18 protein-coding genes are annotated in these 23,582 nt (G+C 33.6%); 17 read left to right on the top strand and 1 reads right to left on the bottom strand.

Features of this window, described 5'->3' with window-relative positions; all coding sequences use genetic code 11:
- Positions 1-234: 234 nt before the first annotated feature.
- From RAM17_RS11815 to RAM17_RS11740, 16 genes are all read left to right on the top strand, one after another.
- On the top strand, positions 235-2,958 hold the full coding sequence (locus tag RAM17_RS11815; RefSeq protein ID WP_306240229.1) for an inverse autotransporter beta domain-containing protein: 2,724 nt from the start codon (positions 235-237) through the stop codon (positions 2,956-2,958).
- Positions 2,959-3,079: 121 nt separating this feature from the next.
- The gene (locus RAM17_RS11810; protein ID WP_306240226.1) at positions 3,080-4,186 is read left to right on the top strand and encodes a hypothetical protein; all 1,107 of its coding nucleotides are present in this window, start codon (positions 3,080-3,082) and stop codon (positions 4,184-4,186) included.
- A gap of 176 nt (positions 4,187-4,362) precedes the next feature.
- Positions 4,363-4,569 (top strand): YheU family protein, encoded by a 207-nt coding sequence (locus RAM17_RS11805; protein ID WP_110447122.1) that lies wholly within the window; start codon positions 4,363-4,365, stop codon positions 4,567-4,569.
- A gap of 84 nt (positions 4,570-4,653) precedes the next feature.
- Positions 4,654-5,286 (top strand): cAMP-activated global transcriptional regulator CRP, encoded by a 633-nt coding sequence (gene crp, locus RAM17_RS11800; RefSeq protein WP_110448015.1) that lies wholly within the window; start codon positions 4,654-4,656, stop codon positions 5,284-5,286.
- A gap of 46 nt (positions 5,287-5,332) precedes the next feature.
- Positions 5,333-6,058, top strand: coding sequence for an isoprenyl transferase (locus RAM17_RS11795; protein WP_110447123.1), 726 nt, complete (start codon positions 5,333-5,335; stop codon positions 6,056-6,058).
- Positions 6,058-6,900: a phosphatidate cytidylyltransferase gene (locus tag RAM17_RS11790; protein ID WP_110447124.1), complete on the top strand. Its 843-nt coding sequence runs from the start codon at positions 6,058-6,060 to the stop codon at positions 6,898-6,900. The genes RAM17_RS11795 and RAM17_RS11790 overlap by 1 nt, the downstream gene beginning before the upstream one ends.
- Before the next feature lie 13 nt (positions 6,901-6,913).
- On the top strand, positions 6,914-8,236 hold the full coding sequence (gene rseP / locus RAM17_RS11785; protein ID WP_181414617.1) for an RIP metalloprotease RseP: 1,323 nt from the start codon (positions 6,914-6,916) through the stop codon (positions 8,234-8,236).
- Between the two features lie 25 nt (positions 8,237-8,261).
- Positions 8,262-10,685, top strand: coding sequence for an outer membrane protein assembly factor BamA (gene bamA, locus RAM17_RS11780; protein ID WP_110447126.1), 2,424 nt, complete (start codon positions 8,262-8,264; stop codon positions 10,683-10,685).
- A 39-nt stretch (positions 10,686-10,724) separates the two neighbouring features.
- On the top strand, positions 10,725-11,213 hold the full coding sequence (locus RAM17_RS11775) for an OmpH family outer membrane protein (protein WP_181414618.1): 489 nt from the start codon (positions 10,725-10,727) through the stop codon (positions 11,211-11,213).
- Entirely contained in the window at positions 11,213-12,241 is a 1,029-nt protein-coding gene (gene lpxD / locus RAM17_RS11770) for a UDP-3-O-(3-hydroxymyristoyl)glucosamine N-acyltransferase (protein WP_110447128.1), read from the top strand. The genes RAM17_RS11775 and lpxD overlap by 1 nt, the downstream gene beginning before the upstream one ends.
- 108 nt (positions 12,242-12,349) lie before the next feature.
- Entirely contained in the window at positions 12,350-13,651 is a 1,302-nt protein-coding gene (tig, locus tag RAM17_RS11765; protein ID WP_110447129.1) for a trigger factor, read from the top strand.
- Positions 13,652-13,743: 92 nt separating this feature from the next.
- The gene (gene clpP, locus RAM17_RS11760; protein ID WP_294882269.1) at positions 13,744-14,346 is read left to right on the top strand and encodes an ATP-dependent Clp endopeptidase proteolytic subunit ClpP; all 603 of its coding nucleotides are present in this window, start codon (positions 13,744-13,746) and stop codon (positions 14,344-14,346) included.
- Positions 14,347-14,366: 20 nt separating this feature from the next.
- Positions 14,367-15,632 (top strand): ATP-dependent protease ATP-binding subunit ClpX, encoded by a 1,266-nt coding sequence (clpX, locus tag RAM17_RS11755; protein WP_146208308.1) that lies wholly within the window; start codon positions 14,367-14,369, stop codon positions 15,630-15,632.
- A 172-nt stretch (positions 15,633-15,804) separates the two neighbouring features.
- Positions 15,805-18,216, top strand: a complete 2,412-nt coding sequence (gene lon, locus RAM17_RS11750) for an endopeptidase La (RefSeq protein WP_110447131.1) — start codon at positions 15,805-15,807, stop codon at positions 18,214-18,216.
- A gap of 149 nt (positions 18,217-18,365) precedes the next feature.
- Positions 18,366-20,234 (top strand): SurA N-terminal domain-containing protein, encoded by a 1,869-nt coding sequence (locus RAM17_RS11745; protein WP_110447132.1) that lies wholly within the window; start codon positions 18,366-18,368, stop codon positions 20,232-20,234.
- A gap of 152 nt (positions 20,235-20,386) precedes the next feature.
- A complete protein-coding gene (locus RAM17_RS11740; protein WP_110447133.1) occupies positions 20,387-20,689 on the top strand; it encodes a ComEA family DNA-binding protein in 303 nt (100 codons plus the stop codon).
- Between the two features lie 40 nt (positions 20,690-20,729).
- Here the strand turns inward: RAM17_RS11740 and priA are convergent, their stop codons facing one another.
- The gene (gene priA / locus RAM17_RS11735) at positions 20,730-22,898 is read right to left on the bottom strand and encodes a primosomal protein N' (protein WP_110447134.1); all 2,169 of its coding nucleotides are present in this window, start codon (positions 22,896-22,898) and stop codon (positions 20,730-20,732) included.
- A 188-nt stretch (positions 22,899-23,086) separates the two neighbouring features.
- Here priA and moaC point away from each other — a divergent pair, with 188 nt between their 5' ends.
- Positions 23,087-23,578, top strand: a complete 492-nt coding sequence (moaC, locus tag RAM17_RS11730) for a cyclic pyranopterin monophosphate synthase MoaC (protein ID WP_110447135.1) — start codon at positions 23,087-23,089, stop codon at positions 23,576-23,578.
- The last annotated feature ends 4 nt before the right edge of the window (positions 23,579-23,582 follow it).

Raw genomic sequence — 23,582 nt, 5'->3', positions numbered from 1 at the left:
AAAAAAAATCAAAAAAAAGAATAAAATATTTTGATAAATGACTTTTTTGTAATAAAATTCTTATAAATTTAATCTTTTTGTAAAGAAATATTAATTTTGTAAAAGTGATTTAATAATATATAAACTTAATTAAAAGCTAATAAATAATCACAACTATTAATGACAATGGTGTAATGCTAAAAAACATAAAAAAAACATTCTAATATTGTCAGAGGAATATAAGGAATAATTAAGATGAGAAAGAGTCTTAATTTAAAAATTATCTCAGCTTTCGTAATTGCAACGTTGTCTTTGCAGCCTGTTTATGCTACAGACTCGGAGACAGCATCAAACGCAGTTGATAGTAATAAGATAATTGAATTAAAGAACGGCACTAAAGCTCGAGAAATGATAAATAATCAACAGCGTAGTCTATATCAGATTGCGCTATTAAGTAGTATTTCGATTTCAGAGCTAAGAGCGATGAACGCTGGTCGATTTGACAAGAAAGATGTTGTTGATGTTGGTGACCGTTTAATTTTGCCAGAAAACTCTCCTTTATTACCTGCTATAAAAGTTAGTAATGATAAAAAGGATCAACATCCGAATTTACCAAAACTAAGTTCTGATGATAATTACGATGTAAAAAAAGATAAAGATGCTTTAGCCACGCAAGTCGCTTCTACATTACAGACTCTCGCTACTCAAGACTGGAAGCAAATTACTTCATCTGATAACGGCGGTATATCAGGTCGTTTGAAAGACAAAGGTAAAAATTACGCTGAAAGTTATGTTCGTAATGGCGTTAAGACGCAAGTTGTTGATCCAGTTCGTAATGCAGCACAGGATTTCTTAGGTCGTTTTGGTACAGCTCAGTTACAGTTTGATTTGAGTGATAAAGGCCAATTTAATAACGTTAATTTAAAATTATTTAGCCCTTGGATTGACACCGAGGATATGTTGATATTTAGTCAGATTTCATTTCAAGAATATGAACATAATCGCCGCATAGGTAATATTGGTATTGGTCAACGTTGGGATGTTGCCGATAAAAAATGGTTACTCGGTTATAATGTGTTTTGGGATCACGACTTTCAACGAGATCATAACCGTTTAGGTATTGGTGCCGAAGCATGGAGTGATTACATGAAATTTGCGGTCAACTATTATCACCCATTATCGGATTGGAAAGAATCTAAAGATTTTGATGATTATTTAGAGAGAGCAGCTAAAGGTTTTGATATTCGTTTTCAAGGTTATTTGCCGCAATATCCACATTTAGGTGGTTCATTAATGTATGAACAATACTTTGGTGATAAAGTTGCATTATTTGGTAAAGATAACTTACAAAAAGATCCTCGAGCGATAACTGTTGGCTTGGATTATACTCCTGTCCCTCTATTCACGATAAAAGCGCAACATAAACGAGGGCAAGATAACAAAAAAGCTACTACAGCAGAATTAACCATGAATTATCGAATTGGTACGCCATTAAAAGATCAATTAGATCCAGACATGGTACAATCAGCTCGCTCTTTAAAAGGCAGTCGATATGATTTAGTTGATCGTAACAACTATATTGTTCTTGAATATAAAGAAAAACGAATGACTGTGGATTTAGGGTTAGAATCTGTTCAATTAATTGAAGGGTCAACATCTAATATTACTATAGGTTTGCATAATGCTAAAGGTCTATCCCAATTAGAATGGTCTGGTAATATGCAAGATATTGATAATGGTGGCGGTTTCTTATGTTCTGCAACGGGAACTTGTACTGCCTCTTCATGGCTTAACCCACCAGCGAGTATTGATAATTGGAAAATAGTTGCGCCAAGGTATCTTGATAAAAACGGTCAACGTCAACCAGTTAGCACCAATGGTATTTATTCTTTATCGGTGACTGTAACTGATGGTAAAGGAAAATCAGCAACATCTAATAGTGTCTCATTTGAGGTTCTACCTAATACTGAACTACGCAAAGTGGGGGTTTGGGCTATTGATAAACTTGGTAAACCAAGTGCAGATCCTATTCAAAATCCAGCTAATGGTTTAGATGCGGTTACGGTAATGGCAACATTGATCATGCCAAAAGATGGAGTAGGAAGCCGAAGTTTGACTGATTATAATGGATTTAGTGATGATATCTTAATGGATAGTATTTCCAATACGTTTGAAGCTTCTGTTACCAATTTGTGGATAGCAACTAGTAATGGTAAACAAATTAATTTAATTGATGGAACTTCTGGAAAAGTGAAATCTTGTCCAACTACAAATCCTTGTGTCATCGTTAAATCATTCGAAAAAGTTAAGATGGGACAAAAAGTATCTAGTAATGCTGCGACTGCTAAGGATATAGAAGTAATTGGTGATACCTATGCCATTGATGTTGCTTCAAATATCACAGGTACAGTTGATTTTGTAGCTAAGTTAAATAAATATGGTCAATCTTTGAACCATGCTGTTGTTTACTTCAATGGAGGACAAGCAGGTAAGCTTGAGGTCTATCGAAGTGAAGGTAATGTATTAGTCGCAACCAGTGATAATAGTTCTTATCTAGTATTTAATCCAAATGGTCCGAAAGAATGGAAAGTTCACAGTGATTATTATGTAGTCGCTTATGATATGGCGGGAGAAGTAATTCAAGATCCATTTGTTGTCTGGTCACTTGTTGGATCAAATGATAGTGCATGTCCAGGTGATAAGATGACACATATAAAAAATGATTATACTAATCCGGATTATCGAAATGGACCATGGTTCAACGTAAGTATGGGTAGAAATGCACATTATAAGATTCGAGGAATTAAATCGAAAATAAATGGCAGTAACAGCGATGGTGAAGATAGCTACGCGTTTATAGGTACTAGTATTGAAAAAGTTGATGGTGCACCTGAGTATGTGAATTGGCAACAAGTCTCTATTTCTGAAAAAGCATGTGCTGGTGACCAAGGCTTTTTATTACAAGTTACTGCTTATTAAAATTAGAAGAGTTTTTAATTGTCGCGATTTATCGTTGATAATTTAAAAGGGAACACCAAAAAAATGGTGTATTTATATAAATACAACATGTTAATTTATCAAAGAAAATAGGAAGTTAAACATGAAAAATCTAACAATCAAAAAAGTCGCATTAGGCTTGTTCTTAGCTGGTTATGCAGCTAGTAGTGCCTATGCAGTAGATTTAAAAAGTACAACAAGCAAAGAAATACTAGGTAATGCACCTGTTATTTATTCTGACAAAAGTAAAGAAGAACGACAAGTGACTGTTCGTATTTCAGCAGACGAAGCAGGTGTAACTGCTGGAGGCCCTGATAGAAAAGCAGAAGTTGGTGATTTTATTCACGTCTTTTATGAATTAAGAGATTTAGATGGCGATCTAGATGAAAATGGTGTAGTAAAAGATACACTAAAAGTATGGATTAATGATGGTACAAACTGGGTCAAAGTGAACACTGCTCTTGATATTAAATTCTCCAATGATGGTGAAAGAGGTCACATATATTTCCAAATCCCTGAAGATATGGCCGGTGCGGTGAAAGTTGGTTTACAACTTCAAGAGAAAACTACATTTGGTAACCCAAATACAAACCAATGGTTAGACATTGCTGATATTTGGAGTAATAAAACTCCTGAAGTAAAACCAGAAATTGGTGACAATGACAAACCAACCGACGAAACTGGTCCTGGTGATACAAATCCTGATAACCCAGTGGGACCAATCGTTTCTAAAGAAAGTACAAAATTGGGTATTTTCAAATATGACACAGATGGTGCACTTGATATGACTGTAAATTTAGCTAGTTTGTCAAAACCAGAAGGCATTACAGATGATGTGTGGGCTCAAAAATCAACTCCACGCTATGGGGATCGCTTAGCTGCTGTTGTTTGGCAAAAAGTGAAAGGTGATACAACAGCTACTTCTGTACCAGGTGCTAACGATAGAATAATTACTGCTTCATATAGCTTTACATGGAATCTTTCAGGTCCTTCTAACGACACAACTGGTAATGTAGATTCTTCAGAAAAAGTTACTGCAGGTGTGTATTCTGTAACTGCTGCTAATAATAATGATTCAATTGCTTTAGGTGCGGTTAACGCAGCAGGAGGCAAGGTTGCTTTAACAGGAGCAAAACATAACTCAGTATATAGTATCGCTGGTACTAAAGCTGGTATTCAAGGCTTCAAACTTCAAGTTACAGCAAACTAATTATTCATTAGTTATGAAATTAATAAAAACCACTCTTTTGGGTGGTTTTTTTTTGATTAAATGAACTTAATTCAAACTCAATTGCTAAAAGTTTTGGTTAATATAATATTTAATTGTGCACTTCTCAGCATTAAATTGCTACAATAATTAATATAGTCAAATTGATAACTACACTCATGATTATTCCTTGGCAACAACTTGAACCTCAAACATTAAATAATCTTATTGAATCTTATGTACTTCGAGAAGGTACTGATTATGGCTTGCAAGAAAAAACACTTGTAGATAAAGTTAACGAGGTTAAACTTCATTTAATTAATGGAACTGCGGCAATTTTTTGGTCTGAATTACATGAAACAATCGATATCAAAATTATAAAATAATGATTAAAATCGTTTTATTGAGTATATGATTTATTGTGTAACTTTGTTATAGTGTAATTGTAGTAATTGAATGGAGAGGACGGAATAATGATTGGTAAACAGCAATCAGATACAACATTAGAATGGTTTTTATCTCATTGCCATATTCATAAATATCCAGCTAAAAGTACCCTTATTCATCAAGGAGAAAGAGCCGAAACCCTCTATTACATTTTGAAAGGATCTGTTGCTGTATTAATTAAAGATGATGAAGGTAATGAAATGATTTTGTCTTATTTAAATCAAAATCAATTTCTAGGTGAATTAGGTCTTTTCGAAGAGGGCACGGAGCGTAGTGCTTGGGTTAAAGCGAAAACAAGTTGTGAAGTAGCTGAAATCTCCTATAAAAAATTTAAACAGCTTGTACAAGTTAATCCCGATATTTTAATGCGACTCGCTAGCCAAATGGCGAGTCGATTACAAGTTACATCAGAAAAAGTGAGCAACTTAGCTTTTTTAGATGTTGCTGGACGAATTGCACAAACCTTATTGAACTTAACTAAACAACCAGATGCAATGACTCATCCTGACGGTATGCAAATTAAAATTACACGTCAGGAAATTGGTCAAATAGTTGGTTGTTCACGTGAAACAGTAGGCAGAATTTTAAAAATGCTTGAAGACCAACATTTGATTTCAGCACATGGCAAAACAATTGTGGTTTATGGTACCCGTTGATTATCGAAATTGTAATTAAAATGATTGAGATATTACGAGATATTAAATGACACAACAAAGATACATTCCGAATCATGTCGCTATTATAATGGATGGTAATGGTCGTTGGGCTCAACAACGTAATCAATTAAGGGCGATTGGCCATCGAGCTGGTTTAAAAGCGGTTCGTAAAATTGTTACTCATGCTGCAAAACTAAATATCAAAGTACTGACTTTATATGCTTTTAGTAGTGAAAATTGGAAGCGGCCATCTAATGAAGTTTCAGCATTAATATCACTTTTTATTTATGCATTAAATCGAGAAATTAAAAGTTTAAATAAACATAACGTCCGTTTAAATATTATTGGTGATATCTCAAAGTTTAATGAACATCTTCAAAAACTGATTATTGATGCTCAATGTTTAACACAAAATAATACCGGCTTGGTTCTCAATATTGCGGCTAATTATGGTGGTCGCTGGGATATTGTACAATCAGCACAAAAAATGGCAACTGAGGTTTTGCAAGGAAAAATGAAAATTGAAGATATTAATGAGGATAGTTTTGCATCAACTATTAGCATGAGTGATTTGCCTGAAGTTGAATTAGTTATACGTACTGGTGGTGAATATCGAATGAGTAACTTTTTATTATGGCAAAGTGCCTATGCTGAACTCTATTTTACCGACACACTATGGCCTGACTTTAATTCAATATCCTTTGATGAAGCGATAAATGTATTTAATACTAGAGAACGACGTTTCGGCGGTGTTCAAAATGAGGAACTTTAATGTTAATTCACCGTATTTTAACTGCACTAATACTTATTCCACTGGTAATTATTGCTTTGTTTTTTGCACCATTATCAATATTTTCTTATCTAATGATCGCTGTTTGTGGAATGGCTGCATGGGAATGGACTAATTTTCTCGCTATCACTAAACCATTAAATAAAATTGTTTTTACATTTTTTGTTGTAATGTTATTAAGTTTAGTTTACTTAATTCCAAATACAGAATTAATAAAATATAGATTATTCAATTATATAATTTGTTTATCGATTATTTGGTGGTTAGTTGCGTTATTGCTGGTAATTGGTTATCCAAAATCAGCAAAATACTGGTCTAACTCTTTAGTTATTAAGTTATTATTTGCATTTTTTACACTGGTTCCTTTCTTTATCAGTATGATTGAACTGCGATCAATTAATTATACATTAAATACTTATACCGGTGCTGTTTGGTTGCTATATGTATTTGTGGTAGTATGGGCCACCGATACTGGTGCATATTTTGTTGGTAGAGCGTTAGGTAAACGCAAATTAGCAGCAAAAGTATCACCCGGTAAAACGATAGAAGGCTTTTTAGGTGGGGTTGGCTCTGCTATTTTAATTAGTATATTTGTTTATTTAACTGGCTATTTTCAATTGAGTTTCACTGCCTTTATGTTGAGCTCTTTATTGGCTATTTTGGTTTCAGTATTGGGCGATTTGACTGAAAGTATGTTCAAAAGAGAAGCTGGTATTAAAGATAGTGGTAATTTAATACCTGGACACGGTGGCATTTTAGATCGGATTGATAGTTTAACTGCGGCAGTTCCGATGTTTGCGGCACTATCTTTATATTTACTTTAAAAGGTTATTGATTTTGCTCTGGTCACTGTTGTTATTTATTATTACTATCAGTATATTAGTCACTGCACATGAGTTTGGGCATTTTTATGTGGCTAGGTTATGTAAGGTCCAGGTAGAATGTTTTTCGATTGGTTTTGGTAAAAAAATATGGGCGCGTAAGTTTTCAAGTGGAACTGAATTAGTTATTGCTATGATTCCACTAGGTGGCTATGTTAGAATGCTTGATAGTCGAGCTAGTGAACTAGCGCCTAATTTTGAAAAATTTGCTTATGACAAAAAGAAATTGTGGCAAAGAGCAGCAATTATTTTCGCTGGCCCATTTGCCAATTTTGTTTTAGCCGTGTTTATCTATTGGATTATCTTTTTGATGGGAGTCGTAGAGTACCCTGTTATAGTAAAAAATGTTATACCTTTAACCCCGGCTGCAACCTTAAATATTCCAGCTGATTCAGAGTTAAAGATGATAGATAATGCAAAAATTGATAGTTGGAATGATGTAAATATTGCATTGATTACCGCTTTAGGAAATCAGAATATTAATGTTACCTATATAGATAGTTCAAATGGCGATAAAACACCAGAAGAAGTGACTAAAAATGTTAATATTAGTCATTGGTATTTTGATATAGAGAAAGATTCTGCTATAAGAGCTTTTGGTTTTATACCTAAACAGTTGGAAATTTATCCAATTGTAAGTAAAATTGTGACTGATTCAGCTGCAGAGCAAGCGGGTTTGCAAGTTGGAGATAAAATTATCAGTTATAATAATCAGTTATATACAAATTGGATTGATTTTACTAATACAATAAAAAAAGCTGAAATCATGGTATTGAAAGTGGATCGTGATGGTAAAGATATCAATCTAACTTTAACACCCAAAATAAATAAAAATGGAGAGGGTGTTGCTGGATTTTACCCGACATCCGATTCAGTAATTAGGCAGTATAGTTTTTTAAATGGATTTGGCAAGGCGATGGAACAAACTATATTAACAACCAAGTTAACTGTTCGATCTCTTTATCAATTAGTAACAGGTGTTATTGGCCTTAAACACTTATCAGGACCAATAACTATAGCAAAAAGCGCAGGGCAAACAGCAAGTTATGGTTTTACTCCTTACTTATATTTTCTGGCTTTTATTAGTATAAGTTTAGGTGTAATCAATCTTGTTCCATTACCAATGTTAGATGGCGGGCAGTTGCTTTTTTTATTATTTGAAAGAATAAAAGGAAATGCCTTATCAAATAAAGCACAAGAGCGTTTTTTTCGTATCGGATTTGTTTTATTAATGGTAATAATGGGAATTGCACTATTTAATGATATTTTACGATTGTAATGGGATGAGGTTATAAATATATACGATGAAAATAAATAACTTACTTATAGCATCTTTGCTGTTTAGTACTACAGCAGTATATAGTTCCAATGCATTTTGTGTTGATGATTTTGTAGTTAAAGATATCAAGTTTGAAGGCCTACAGCGAGTAACTGTTGGTGCTGCCATGCTTGAAATGCCAATCCAAGTTGGTGATTATGTAAATGAAGCTGACTTAGGTCGTATTATTAAATCTCTCTACTCAAGTGGTAATTTCGATGATATCACCGTATCAAGAGATGGCGATAGGCTAATTGTACATGTGCAAGAGCGTCCTACTATTGCCAGCATTACTTTTTCCGGTAATAAATCTGTTAAAGATGATATGTTGAAAAAGAATTTAGATAGTACAGGTATTCGAGAAGGTGATGCATTAGATCGCACCATGCTCTCAGGTGTTGAAAAAGGTTTAGAGGACTTCTATTACAGTGTAGGTAAATATAATGCTCAAATTAAAGCTGTAGTTACGCCATTGTCTCGTAATCGTGTTGATCTAAAATTAGTTATTGCTGAAGGCAAATCGGCGTTAATTGATCAAATCAATATTGTAGGTGCAAAAGCTTTTTCATCAGAAGAACTGATTTCTCGTTTTACATTACGTGACGAGGTTCCGTGGTGGAATATGCTAGGAGACCGTAAATATCAAAAACAAAAATTAGCAGCTGACTTAGATGAATTACAAAGCTTTTATCTAAATCGAGGTTATGCTCGTTTTAATATTGAATCAACACAAGTTAGTTTAACTCCAGATAAAAAAGGTATCTATGTAACTATTAATATCCATGAAGGTGAGCAATATAAATTATCCGAATTGGATTTTAAAGGTAACTTTGCTGGTCATAAAGAAGCAGTAACCAGAATAGCCAAAGAAAAACTGACTGTTGGCGACCTTTACAGTGGTAAAAAAATTACTGATATTGAAGATAATGTTAAACGTTTATTAGCTAATTTTGGTTATGCTTACCCACAAGTATCTATTCAACCAGAAATGGATGATGCGTCGCATACTGTTAAATTAATAGTACTAGTTGATGTTGGTCAACGTTTCTATGTCCGTAATATCAAGATTGTTGGAAATACGGTTACTAGTGAAAGTGTTGTTCGTCGTGAGCTTCGTCAAATGGAAGGTTCATGGTTAAGCAATGGATTGGTTGAACTAGGTAAAGATCGTTTAAATCGACTTGGATTTTTTGATACTGTCGAAGCCAACACTGAACGTGTTCCGGGAGTCGATGATCAAGTTGATATCATTTATAAAGTTTCTGAACGAAATACGGGTAGTATTAAATTTGGAGTTGGTGTTGGATCAGATAGTGGTGTTAGTTTTAATGCTGGTATTTCTCAAGATAACTGGTTAGGTACTGGTAATAGTGTTTCTTTTGATATTAATACTACTAGCAATGATAAAACAGCATCAATATCGATTGTTGACCCATATTTTACGGTTGATGGTGTCAGTTTAGGCGGTAGTGTTTATTACAATACTTATAAAACTGATAGCGATGATGAAGAGTCAGAATATTCAAGTAAAACTTGGGGTGCGACAGCTAATTTAGGTTTTCCGATAAGCGAAAATAATTTCCTCCGATTTGGTACAGAATACGCTAACCATAAATTAACTGATATGAGTGCTCAGTATAATATGTGGCGTTATTTTAACTCTATGGGTGAAAATATGAAAAATAAAGATAAATCTTTTTCATATGATACCAACGATATATTATTAAGTGCTTATTGGACATATAATTCATTAGATCGCGGATACTTCCCAACTGATGGTCTAAAAGTAACAGCAAATTTAAAAGCGACAGCGCCAGTCTTTGATAATCGATACTATAAAATGGTTACTGATGCATCTTATTACTATCCAATTGACGGGGATCATAATTGGGTGTTCTTAGCTCGTGGTCGATTAGGCTATGGTGGTGGATTTGGTGGCAAAGAGTTACCATTTTATGAAAACTTCTATGCTGGTGGTTCAACTGTTTTACGTGGTTTTAAATCAAATACTGTTGGCCCTAAAGCAGTATATTTTAACAAAAATGGTTGTCGAACTCTAAATGATACATCGGGATGTGAAAAATCTAAAGATGCTGTCGGGGGTAATGCGTTAGCATTTGCCAGCACAGAATTGGTTGTTCCGACACCATTTGCCAGTGAAAAATATGCTGATAGTATTAGAACATCAGTATTTTTTGATGCAGGTACTGTTTGGGATACGGAATGGGATCTAAAAGGAAAAAATATTCCTGATTATAGTTCCCCATCGGATATTAGAATGTCAGCTGGTCTTGCTGTTCAATGGATGTCTCCATTAGGCCCATTGGTATTTTCTTATGCACAACCATTTAAGAAATATGATGGTGATTCAGCGCAACAGTTTCAATTTAATATAGGTTCAACATGGTAATGCCAAGTTGTGAATAACTAAAATATATAGGTGAATAAAGTGAAAAAAATTATATCTGTTCTTGGTCTTAGTGTTGTATTACTTTTTACTGGCGCAGCAAATGCCGAAATTAAAATTGGTGTTATTGATGTTATGTCAGTGTTACAACAAATGCCCCAACGAGAAACGGTTGGAAAAGCTTTAGATAAAGAATTCGAAGCTAGAGCGAAAACATTACAACAAGAAGAGAAGAAAGCTAATGATGCGGCAGCGCGTTTAAAGAAAGATGGTTTAACTTTATCTTCTTCTGAAAAAACAAAATTAAATAAAACTATTTCTGATTTTGAAAATAAAGCAAAAGCTTTCTCAAATGATTATCGTAAACGAGAAACAGAAGAAGCCAGTAAATTATTAACTAAAATTCAAGAAGCTGTTAAAAAAATAGTTGAAGAAGAAAAATATGATTTAATATTAAAAGCAGAAGCAACTTTATCGGCTTCAGATGCAGTTGATATTACAAATAAAGTTTTGGAAAAGGTTAAAAATTAATGTTTGCTTTTCGTTTAGAGCAATTAGCTGAACAGTTGGGTGCTACCTTATACGGTGATGGTGAATTAATCATCACTGGTGTGGCATCAATGACAAGTGCAAAGCAAGGTCAAATAACTTTTTTGTCCGATAAGAAATTCCAAAATAATTTATCTAGCTGTGATGCATCAGCTGTTGTCATGACTGAAGATAGTCTTAAATATTGGAGTGGGGCTGCTTTAATCGTAAAAGATCCTTATTTATGTTATGCAAAATTAGCCCAAATTTTGGATACCACTCCTTTGCCTGCTAGAGATATCGCGGATTCAGCCGTTATTGATTCAACAGCACAACTAGGTAACAATGTTGCTATTGGTGCCAATGCCGTTATCGAAAGTGGTGTTGTTCTTGGTGATAATTGTATTATTGGTGCCGGTTGCTTTATTGGCAAGGATACAATTATCGGAGCTGGCACTAGGCTATGGTCTAATATATCTATATATCATAACTGTGTTGTTGGTGAAAATTGCTTAATCCAATCAGGAACTGTAATTGGTGCTGATGGGTTTGGTTATGCTAATGATAAAGGTAAATGGATAAAAATTCCTCAACTTGGCAGAGTTGTAATAGGTAATAATGTTGAAATTGGCGCCTCAACAACTATAGATCGTGGTGCTCTAGATGATACTGTTATAGGCAATGGTGTCATCATTGATAATCAATGTCAAATAGCTCATAACGATATTATCGGTGATCATACCGCTGTTGCTGGGGGGGTAATCATGGCTGGAAGTTTAACTATTGGTCGTCATTGTTTAATTGGTGGTGCAAGCGTCATTAATGGACATATGGAAATTTGCGATCAAGTTACAGTAACAGGAATGGGAATGGTAATGCGCCCAATTACCGAACCTGGAGTATATTCATCGGGAATCCCATTACAACAAAATAAAGTATGGCGTAAAACAGCTTCATTAGTATTACATATTGATGAAATGAATAAACGTTTGAAAGCACTTGAGAAGAAGCTGTTAAATATCTCGACGTAGTCGATTACGGTCGGTATAATGCTTTCCTATTTTGTAAAATTAATTAGCTCAATTATTGTTTATAATATGATTATGAGCGAGTATATTTAATAATTTCGAGGTATAAAGATGCAAGTTTCGGTAGAAACAACACAAGGTTTAGGTCGTCGTTTATCAATTACTATTAAATCAGAAGATATCACTAAAGCAGTTAATAAAGAACTTTTAAATACTGCTAAGAAAGTTCGTATCGATGGTTTTCGTAAAGGCAAGGTTCCTTTAAAAATTGTTGAGCAACGCTATGGTGCTTCTATTTTACAAGATGCTTTAAGCGATTTAATGCAACGTAATTTTATCGATGCTATCATTCAAGAAAAATTAAACCCAGCTGGTGCACCAGTATATACTCCAACAGAATATAAAGATGGTGAAGATTATACTTTTACCGTTGAGTTTGAAGTTTATCCAGAAATCAAAATTAAAGATTTAGATAAAATCGAAGTTGAAAAACCAGTTGCCGAAGTTGTGGATGCAGATGTGGAAACAATGATTGAAACTTTGCGTAAACAACAAGGTTCTTGGAAAGTTGTTGAACAAGAAGCTAAAGAACAAAACCGTGTTACTCTCGACTTTTTAGGTAAAGTTGACGGTAATGAATTTGAAGGTGGTAAAGCTGATGATTTTGCTCTTGTTTTAGGACAAGGTCGTATGATTCCTGGTTTTGAAGATGCAATTATTGGTCATAAAGCTGGTGATCAATTTGATATCAATGTAACTTTCCCAGAAGATTATCATGCTGAAAACTTAAAAGGTAAGCCTGCGGTATTTGCTGCTACACTTAAGAAAGTTGAAGAGCTTGAACTTCCAGAACTTACTGAAGATGTGGTTAAAAAATTTGGTATTGCTGATGGAACTGTTGAAAGTTTACGTGCAGAAGTACGCAAAAATATGTTACGTGAACTTAATGCTACAATTCGTAATAAAATTAAATCACAAGCTATTGATGGTTTAGTTAAAAATAACGATACTGAAGTTCCTGCCGCTTTAGTTGATCGTGAAGTTGATGTGTTACGTCAACAAGCGGTTACTCGTTTTGGTGGTAATGCTAAACAAGCAATGGATCTTCCTAAAGAGTTATTTGAAGCAGAAGCTAAACGTAGAGTATTAGTTGGATTGCTATTTAGTGAAATTATTGAAAGCAATAAATTACAAGCTGATGATGCTAAAGTTCAATCGTTGATTGATGAAATTGCAACAGCTTATGAAGATCCAAAAGAAGTAGTAGATTATTACCGTAAAGATAAGAAAGCAATGGATAATATCCGTTCAGTTGCACTAGAAGATCAAGTAGTTGATTTATTATTAGCTAGTGCTAAAGTAACAGAGAAAACCTATTCGTTTTCTGAATTAATGAATCAGCAAGTTGCATAAGCAATTTGTTATTTTATTTAATTAAAAAATTTTTTATAAAGCCCAAATAAGGATTAACTGTTTGGGCTATTTTGTTTAATTAGGAGATGAAAATGCCTTTAGAACCATGCATGAGTGTGATTCCAATGGTTGTTGAGCAAAGCTCTCGAGGAGAAAGAGCTTATGACATTTACTCACGACTATTAAAAGAAAGAATTATATTTTTGACTGGACAAGTCGAAGATAATATGGCGAATCTAATAATAGCTCAAATGCTTTTTCTTGAAGCAGAAAATCCTGAAAAAGATATTCATTTATATATTAACTCTCCTGGTGGAGTTGTAACTGCTGGTATGGCTATATATGACACGATGCAGTTTATTAAACCAGATGTTAGTACTATCTGTTTAGGACAAGCATGCTCAATGGGCTCTCTACTTTTGACAGCTGGAACTAAAGGTAAACGTTACTGTCTACCGAATGCTCGTGTTATGATTCATCAACCGTTGGGTGGTTTTCAAGGTCAAGCATCCGATATTCAAATTCATGCTCAAGAAATTTTGCAAGTTAAAAGTCGATTAAATAATATCTTGTCAATGCATACAGGGCAGGATATAAGTGTGATTGAAAAAGATACAGATCGAGATAATTTCATGTCAGCTGAAAGAGCGGTTGAATATGGATTAGTTGATGCCATATACAATAAGCGTTCTTAAATATTAAATAGGTGGTAAAAGTGGATAAAGAAAACTCAGAAAAATTACTCTATTGTACTTTTTGTGGCAAAAGTGAGCATGAAGTCCGTAAACTAATTGCTGGGCCATCATCTATTTATATTTGTAATGAATGTATTGGTTTGTGTAATGATATTTTAAAAGAAGAGAGTAAAAATTTTTTATCTCATGAAGAATTCATAAGTAAACCATTGCCAACTCCTCATGAAATACGTGATCATCTTGATGAATATGTCATTGGTCAAGAACGAGCAAAGAAAGTATTATCTGTGGCTGTTTATAATCATTATAAACGTTTGCGTAGTTACTCTATTCGTAGTGATGTAGAGTTAGGTAAAAGTAATATTTTATTAATCGGTCCAACAGGTAGTGGTAAAACACTATTAGCTGAAACATTAGCGCGCTTTTTAGATGTTCCTTTTGCTATGGCGGACGCAACAACTTTAACCGAAGCAGGTTATGTTGGCGAAGATGTTGAAAATATTATTCAAAAATTATTGCAAAGTTGTGATTATGATGTAGAAAAGGCCCAACGAGGAATTATCTATGTTGATGAAATAGATAAAATCTCAAGAAAATCAGATAATCCATCTATCACACGAGATGTATCAGGTGAAGGGGTACAACAAGCATTATTAAAAATAATTGAAGGTACAGTGGCATCGGTTCCTCCTAAAGGTGGACGTAAGCATCCGCAACAAGAATTTTTACAAGTTGATACCTCGAAGATTCTTTTTATTTGTGGTGGTGCGTTTAGTGGCTTAGATAAAGTTATTGAAAATCGAGTTTCTACTAATACTGGTATTGGTTTTGGCGCAGATGTAAAAAGTAGCAAAAATAAAGCAACAGAGTCTGAATTACTAGCTCAGATTGAGGCAGAAGATTTGGTCAAATTCGGTTTAATTCCAGAATTTATTGGTAGACTACCTGTCATTGGTACTTTATCGGAACTAGATAAAGATGCTTTAGTCAATATATTGACAGAGCCTAAAAATGCCTTAACTAAACAGTTTAATGCATTATTGGAATTAGATGGTGTAGAACTAGAGTTCACGAAAGAGGCTTTAGAGGCAATTGCCATAAAAGCGATGAAACGTAAAACAGGTGCTAGAGGATTACGTTCAATTGTGGAAAATATATTGTTAGATACAATGTATGATTTACCATCAATGGATAATGTAAAAAAAGTACTTGTTGATAAAGAAACGGTTGATCAGTTGCAATCACCTAAATTAATTTATAGTGAAAATGCAGAATTGTCGGCTTAATAGGTAAAATAATAAATTTTTTAAGCAGATTAGTTACAGTTAATGTTCAGCAGCCTAAAATACGTAGGTGCTTTAGTTGTGCTTACGTATTTAAAACGTCAAAGGAAAAGCTTGAATATCTTTAAATGGCCCCAATATAAGACAGATAAGTTTGTACTACCGAGAGAATAAAATGAAGACAAAACAAACTAAACAAATGATTATGCCTATTTTACCATTACGTGATGTTGTTGTATTTCCTCATATGGTGATTCCTCTCTTTGTTGGTCGAAATAAATCAATTCGTTGCTTAGAAAGTGCAATGGAAATGGATAAGCAAGTTTTCCTTGTTACGCAAAAGCATCCTTCCCAAGATGAACCAAATGTTGAAGATTTATATGAAGTAGGTACCGTAGCTAATGTCTTACAGTTACTTCAATTACCTGATGGTACAGTGAAAGTACTGGTTGAAGGGGTTACTCGAGCTAAAATTGTTGATATTGTTGAACGAAAAGAAGATGATTTTTTAATAGCCAATATCAAACCATTAAAAGAGTCGAAGAAAACAGATAAGATCAATCAAGCAATGACAAGGGTACTACTGTCAAACTTTGATGATTATGCCAAACTTAATAAAAAAGTAACACAAGAAGTTGTTGATTCTATTCATCTTATAAAAGAACCATCACAACTTGCTGATTCCATTGCCGCAACCTTGTTTATAAAAGTTGAACAAAAACAAGATATTTTGGTTACGGCGGATTTAGAAAAACGTTTTGAATTACTTATTTCATTAATGGAAGCTGAAATCGATTTGTTACAAGTAGAAAAAAATATTCGTCAACGAGTCAAGCAACAAATGGAAAAGGCTCAAAAAGAGTATTATCTGAATGAGCAAATTAAAGCAATCCATAAAGAGTTAGGTGATATAGATAATAAACCTGATGAGTTTGAAGAGTTAAATTTAAAAATTTCTAAGGCAAAAATGTCTCAAGAGGCCAAGGAAAAAACGCTATCAGAACTGAATAAACTTAAAATGATGCCGGCCATGTCGGCTGAAGCGACTGTTGTTAGAGGTTATATCGACTGGATGCTACAGTTGCCTTGGCATAAACGTAGTAAAGTAAAAAAAGATATCCAAGCAGCACAAAAAGTATTAGATAAAGATCATTATGGGCTTGAGCGTGTAAAAGATCGAATATTGGAATATTTAGCCGTACAGGGGCGTGTTAATAAAGTAAAAGGTCCAATTTTGTGCTTAGTAGGCCCTCCTGGTGTCGGTAAAACGTCATTAGGCCAATCTATTGCGAAAGCAACTGGACGACAATATGTGCGTATGGCTCTAGGCGGTGTTCGTGATGAAGCAGAGATTCGTGGTCATAGAAGAACTTATATCGGATCCATGCCGGGTAAATTAATCCAACGTATGGTTAAAGTTGGGGTTAAAAATCCCCTATTTTTGTTAGATGAAATTGACAAAATGGCTTCTGATATGCGAGGTGATCCAGCTTCTGCATTGCTTGAAGTGCTTGATCCTGAACAAAATAATGCATTTAATGATCATTATTTAGAAGTAGACTATGATTTATCTGACGTAATGTTTGTGGCAACAGCTAATTCAATGAATATCCCAGCCCCATTACTTGATAGAATGGAAGTCATTCGACTGTCTGGTTATACTGAAGATGAAAAACTAAATATAGCTAAACAACATTTAATATCTAAACAGATTGCTAACAGTGGTTTAAAAGCCAAAGAAATAGATATTGATGACTCCGCTATTATTGGTATTATTCGCTATTATACTCGTGAAGCTGGCGTGCGAAGTTTAGAAAGAGAAATAGCTAAAATCTGTCGTAAAGTGGTTAAACAATTAGCTTTAAATAGTAAATTACGTAAAGTGAATATTAATCAAGACAATCTAAAAGACTTTTTGGGTGTACAACGTTTTGATTATGGCAAATCAGAAAGTGAAAATCGAATTGGTCAAGTTACTGGTTTAGCATGGACGGAAGTCGGCGGCGATTTATTGACAATAGAATCGGTAAGTGTTGTCGGGAAGGGGAAATTAACTTATACCGGCTCTCTTGGTGATGTAATGCAAGAATCGATTCAAACTGCACTGACTGTTGTTCGTTCGCGAGCAGAAAAACTTGGTATCAATAACGATTTTTATGAAAAACGTGATATACATGTGCATGTTCCTGATGGAGCTACGCCTAAAGATGGTCCAAGTGCAGGTATTGCGATGTGTACCTCGTTGGTATCAACTTTAACCGGTAATCCAGTTCGTTCTGATGTCGCGATGACCGGTGAAATAACTTTACGAGGTGAAGTATTACCAATTGGTGGATTAAAAGAAAAGTTATTAGCCGCTCATAGAGGTGGTATTAAAACAGCATTGATTCCTATTGATAACGTTAAAGATCTTGAAGATATTCCAGATAATGTGAAATCTGAAATTAAGATTAAACCAGTAAAATGGATTGATGAAGTATTAACTATTGCCTTACAAAATAATCCATTTGGTATTGAACCTGTAACAGGAAAAGCGAAAACCAAAAAAGCTAGCGCAAAATCTAGTAGAACTACTAAAAAAGTATAAATGTGTTTGCTAAATTTCTGAAGTGAGATGAATAAAAAGTCAACCGTGTGTTGACTTTTTTTATCGACTTTTAATTGAATAATAGCCTATTTTAGCAAATATGCTATACTTGCGAAATTCAAATTCAGGTGTATGGAGAATAGCCAGTTATGATGGAAACAATTAGAACAGCAGCAAATAGTGTTGTTGTTAAAATAATCTTTGCAATCATTATTTTATGTTTTATTTTTACCGGCGTTGGATTTTTTGGTTTTGGTGGTAGTAGTAATAGCGCCAATGATGAGCAGTTATACATTGCTAAAGTTGATGGTGAAGGTATCAGCCGAGCAGGATTTGAAGAGCAAGCAAAACAGGCGATTGCAAACGCTTCTGGCGATGCTTCTCTTATCAAAATGTTGCGTCGAAATATTTTATCTCAGCAAATAGATAATTATTTAGCTTATCAGTTTGCTCACAACATTAATACTGCTATCAGTAACGAGAATATAAAAAACTATATTAAACAACAAAGAGTTTTCTTTATAGACGGTAAATTTGATAATCAGAACTATTTAGATTTACTAGCTGAAAATGGTTTCACTCCTGATAGTTATGCCGAAATATTGAAAACATCATTACAACAACAACAAGTTATTGATGCTTTAGTTCAATCGAGTTTTGTTTTACCATCTGATTCCGAAATTGGATTATTAAAAAATCAAACGAGAAATGTTTATGCGACGGTAATTGATTCATCAATCGATGATAATAAAGATATAAATATTTCTGAAGCTGATGAACAAAAATATTATGATGAGCACAAAAATAATTTTCACAAGAAAGAACGTGTAAAAATTAAATATATTTATAATTCTAAAGACCTTATAGCTAGAGCAGTTAAAGTCAATGAAGATGAAATTAAAGCGGAATATAATAAGAATATCCGTGACTATAGTTATCCTGCACAAAAAGCTTTTAGCGTCATTTTTGTAACAGATAAAGCACAAGCTTATAAAATTACTAAAGAATTAGCTACAGGTGCTAATTTTGAACAAATTGCACAAATGCTTAATGCAAATAATGATATTTCACCTTATGGTAAAAATGGTTCATTAGGTTGGTTTTCTGAAGATAATTCTTTACCTGAGTTATTTAAAAAAGCAAAATTAAAAAAAATTAACCAAATTTCAACACCAATACCTACAGATGATGGATTTGCGATAATAAAGTTAGATGGTGAGAAACCAGCGCAAAGCATGGCTTTTAATTTAGTCAGAGATAGGATTGAAGCAAATATAGCTAATCAAAAAATACAAAATGAATTTAATGCAATTGAAGATAAAATTAAAGTTGCATTAAGTGAATCACCGAAATCTCTTGAAGAATTAGCCGAGAAAACAGGACTTACTGTTAATACTACTGGTTGGACAACTTATCAAGATCCTTTTTCAATCATGAACCATCCTGAAATAAGCGATTTAGTCTTTAGTGAAGAAATGATAGCTGATGGTCAGTTAACTCATAAAATATCTGACTTAATTCCAATTGAAAGAAAACATGGTAGTTATGATTTTGTTATTCAAGTTATTGATAATCGTCCTGAAGGGATAGCGCCGTTTGATGAAGTTAAAGATAGCATTAAACAACAGTTAACTAAAGATATATCCGATAATCGTTTTAAATCTAATGTTGAAAATCTATTAACTGAATTAAATACTACTGGCAAATCAGATAAAATTCGATTAAGTCAAAGGTATGAGTTAAAAAGAGACTCAACCGATTTAGATAAACAAGTTGTCGATATGGTATTTAATTTAGAGCAACCGATTAAAGGTGTTAAATCTATGGTTTATGGAGCAAAACTATTAGAAAATAATACAGCTTATATTGTTGCATTAACTAAAGTAAATACTCCAACTGAGTATCAAGATATTTCATCAGAATTATTACCATTATTTGCTGCTGATACTTATTATTATCTTCGCGATGATATTCGTTCTAAATCAAAAATTGAAATAATGCCTGATGCTAATATGTGATTGAGATCGAAATAAATTTCTATTAGCTGTAATTAAAGCAAAGCCACTTAGGTGGCTTTTCGCATTTCTATTATAAGTAAAATTCATTTTATTAACTTAGTGAGATAGTTAACTTGCAAGTTTAGTTGCATAATTATTTTGGAGTTAATCAAATGAAAATTTTTACAATATTATGTTTTTTATTCTCAAGCATCTTTTTTCCAACTATCTGTTTTGCAGAATCAAAATCAGAAACTACTACAGCGGTAGAAAAACAAGTTGCTCAAGTTAATATTAACACGGCAACAGCTGAAGAATTAACTAAAGAGTTAGTTGGTATTGGTATGAGTAAAGCTCAGAAGATTATTGAATATCGAGAAAAATTTGGTCCTTTTATTTCTATAGAGCAGTTAAAAGAGGTTTCAGGTATTGGTCAAGCAACACTTGATAAAAATATAGGAAAAATTACATTATAAATTTAGTCTCTTCCAACAAATTGCCTGTTGGAAGAGTTATTTAATTATCAATTGGATCAACATCAATATTCCATCTTACTTTTGATGCTTCGTTCCACTGAGTGATATTCATAAGAAGATTATCTAATATTTGCTGTAATAATTGTCGGTTGCTATGTTGCAAGAGTAATTGCCAACGATTATAGCCCGCTTTTTTCGGTTGGCTTGCAGGCATAGGGCCAAGTTGCCATAAATTTTGATCATAATTCGCTTTTAGCCAATCATGAATACGCTGTAAAAATTTTGGTGCTTGCTGGTTATTACGATCAGCGGCACGAATTAACACTTGATAGCTAAATGGAGGTAATAATGTTTGCTTGCGTTCTTGTAAGGTTTGTTTGGCAAATGCTTGATAACCTTGAGTTAGTAATATATTCAATAATGGATGTTCTGGATGATAGGTTTGTAGAATAACCTCACCAGCTTTTGCTTCCCGACCTGCTCGTCCTGACACCTGGGTATATATTTGTGCAAATCTTTCTGTGGCTCTAAAATCACTTGAAAATAGAGCTCCATCAACATCCACTATTCCAACTAATGTAACATCGGGAAAATGATGTCCTTTAGCCAGAATTTGCGTACCAACTAAAATATGAGCACCGCCTTCTTGGATGTCATGTAAATAAGTGTTTAATGCCTCTTTTTTGGTTATTGTATCGCGATCAATACGAGTGATTTTTATATTCGGAAATAATATATTGAGTTGTTTTTCAAGTTGTTCTGTTCCAAATCCAATAGGTAATAATTGCGTTGAACCACATTTAGGACATTGTTGGGGAATGTCTCTAGGTGTATCACAATAATGACAAATTAGTCTATTTTGTTTTTTATGAAAGGTATAAGGTCGATCACAGCGTGGGCACTCGGCAATCCAACCGCAATCATGACAAATGATTAATGGCGCAAATCCCCTACGATTAAGAAACAACATAACTTGATTATTATTATCTAAATGTTCTTTTATCTGGGCAATTAATGGCTGGGAAAGTCCAGAAGCCAGAACCATGCCACGAATATCTAAAATAGATTGTTTGGCTAATCTGGCATTGCCAGCCCGTTGTGTAAGCTTAATTTGCTGATACTTATGGCTTTGGGCATTATTAATGGTTTCAAGAGAAGGGGTCGCCGAACCTAAAACTATAGGTATATTTTCAATTTTAGCTCGGATAATTGCTAAATCTCTGGCATTGTAACGCCAGCCTTCTTGTTGTTTGTAGGAACTATCATGTTCTTCATCAATAATAATGATACCTAAATCTTGAAATGGAGTAAAAAGTGCTGATCGTGTACCTACGACGATAGCATTGTCACCAGCTTTACTTCTTAACCAAACTTCAAAACGTTCCTTATCGGTAAGGTTTGAATGTAAAATATCAATTGGTGCATTAAAACGTTGTTTAAAACGTTTGATAGTTTGTGGTGTTAAACCAATTTCAGGTACTAATACTAAAGCTTGTTTCCCTTGCGCTAAAACATCAGAAATGATATTTAGATAAACTTCCGTCTTACCAGAACCTGTTATACCATCAAGCAAAAATACACCAAATTGTTTGTTTTGTTTATTAATAGTTGTGATTGCATTTAATTGTTCATGATTTAATTGGATAGTTGCTTTGTTGGTTGAATAATTTGTATGCCAACAAATTTTATCAGGTTGACGATAAACAATCTCAATAAGTTGTTTTTTCTGTAATTCTTGATAGATATTAGAATTAAATTCACTTTCATTCAAACAGTTGTTTCTGAGTGAAGATATTAATAATTTCTGTTTTGGTGTTCGTGATAGTAGGTTTAAATCAATTTGTTGCCCTTTTGGTGTTAATTGCCAATGTTTTATGCCATCTTTGATAGCTGGGCGACCTTGTCTTAATAGGATCGGCATAGCATGAAATATTACTTCACCAATAGGGAAGTGATAATAACTGGTTGCCCAATTTAATAATTGCCAAACTGGTTGAGGAAAGAGGTTTTTTGTATCAATAATTTCTATAATAGGTTTTAAATTTTCGATATCAAAAGTTGTTTGCTGATCAATCTTAACGATGATTCCAATCATTTCTCGTTTACCAAATGGCACTTTAACTCGCATACCAATTTCAGCTTGCGTAGTAAGTGTGTAATCAAACAGTTGATAGAGAGGCACTGGTAAGGCTACATGGGCTATCAGCATTAACAATCACTATTACAGTTATAAAAATTGCTATTGTACGCAGATTTTATTTAACTCGCAAAAATTACGCAGATTAATTATTTCAAAATTAAATATTCAAAACTTTATGTAGACGCTAGTAGTATCAATAAACAAAATTTGTTATCTTGAGTGATAAATTAAAATATAATGTTTAAGGGTGTTTAAAAATGTCAGCGTCATTTTCACATATTAATCAACGTGGTGATGCTCATATGGTGGATGTTTCAGAAAAACAGATAACCCATCGAGAGGCTAGGGCTGAATCAATAGTATTAATGAATGCAGAAACATTTAATATGATTATTGAAGGAAAACATCATAAAGGTGATGTGTTTGCGACAGCTCGAATTGCCGGAATTCAAGCTGCAAAACGGACTTGGGAGTTAATACCACTTTGTCATCCATTACTACTTAGTAAAATTGAGGTTAACATTGAACCTCTATTTGAAAATCATAGTGTAAAAATTGAATCAATCTGTAAGGTAACAGGTCAAACAGGCGTGGAAATGGAAGCGTTAGTTGCTGTTTCTGTAGCTGCATTAACTATATATGATATGTGCAAAGCTAGTCAGAAAGATATGATTATCAATCAAGTTAAATTATTAAATAAAGTTGGTGGCAAATCAGGTGAATATAATTTAAACAAAATAGAACAATAAAAGT

Origin of the sequence: Gilliamella apis (genome assembly GCF_030758615.1) — a bacterium.
Lineage (GTDB): Bacteria > Pseudomonadota > Gammaproteobacteria > Enterobacterales > Orbaceae > Gilliamella > Gilliamella apis_A.
The sequence above is the reverse complement of the archived record's forward strand: the minus strand, read 5'-3'. Positions and strand labels throughout refer to the sequence as shown.

Coding starts and splice junctions, on each gene's coding strand:
- RAM17_RS11815 (WP_306240229.1), top strand. CDS start 235: ATGAGAAAGAGTCTTAATTTAAAAATTATCTCAGCTTTCGTAATTGCA.
- RAM17_RS11810 (WP_306240226.1), top strand. CDS start 3,080: ATGAAAAATCTAACAATCAAAAAAGTCGCATTAGGCTTGTTCTTAGCT.
- RAM17_RS11805 (WP_110447122.1), top strand. CDS start 4,363: ATGATTATTCCTTGGCAACAACTTGAACCTCAAACATTAAATAATCTT.
- RAM17_RS11795 (WP_110447123.1), top strand. CDS start 5,333: ATGACACAACAAAGATACATTCCGAATCATGTCGCTATTATAATGGAT.
- RAM17_RS11790 (WP_110447124.1), top strand. CDS start 6,058: ATGTTAATTCACCGTATTTTAACTGCACTAATACTTATTCCACTGGTA.
- bamA (WP_110447126.1), top strand. CDS start 8,262: ATGAAAATAAATAACTTACTTATAGCATCTTTGCTGTTTAGTACTACA.
- lpxD (WP_110447128.1), top strand. CDS start 11,213: ATGTTTGCTTTTCGTTTAGAGCAATTAGCTGAACAGTTGGGTGCTACC.
- tig (WP_110447129.1), top strand. CDS start 12,350: ATGCAAGTTTCGGTAGAAACAACACAAGGTTTAGGTCGTCGTTTATCA.
- clpP (WP_294882269.1), top strand. CDS start 13,744: ATGCCTTTAGAACCATGCATGAGTGTGATTCCAATGGTTGTTGAGCAA.
- lon (WP_110447131.1), top strand. CDS start 15,805: ATGAAGACAAAACAAACTAAACAAATGATTATGCCTATTTTACCATTA.
- RAM17_RS11745 (WP_110447132.1), top strand. CDS start 18,366: ATGATGGAAACAATTAGAACAGCAGCAAATAGTGTTGTTGTTAAAATA.
- RAM17_RS11740 (WP_110447133.1), top strand. CDS start 20,387: ATGAAAATTTTTACAATATTATGTTTTTTATTCTCAAGCATCTTTTTT.
- priA (WP_110447134.1), bottom strand. CDS start 22,898: ATGCTGATAGCCCATGTAGCCTTACCAGTGCCTCTCTATCAACTGTTT.
- moaC (WP_110447135.1), top strand. CDS start 23,087: ATGTCAGCGTCATTTTCACATATTAATCAACGTGGTGATGCTCATATG.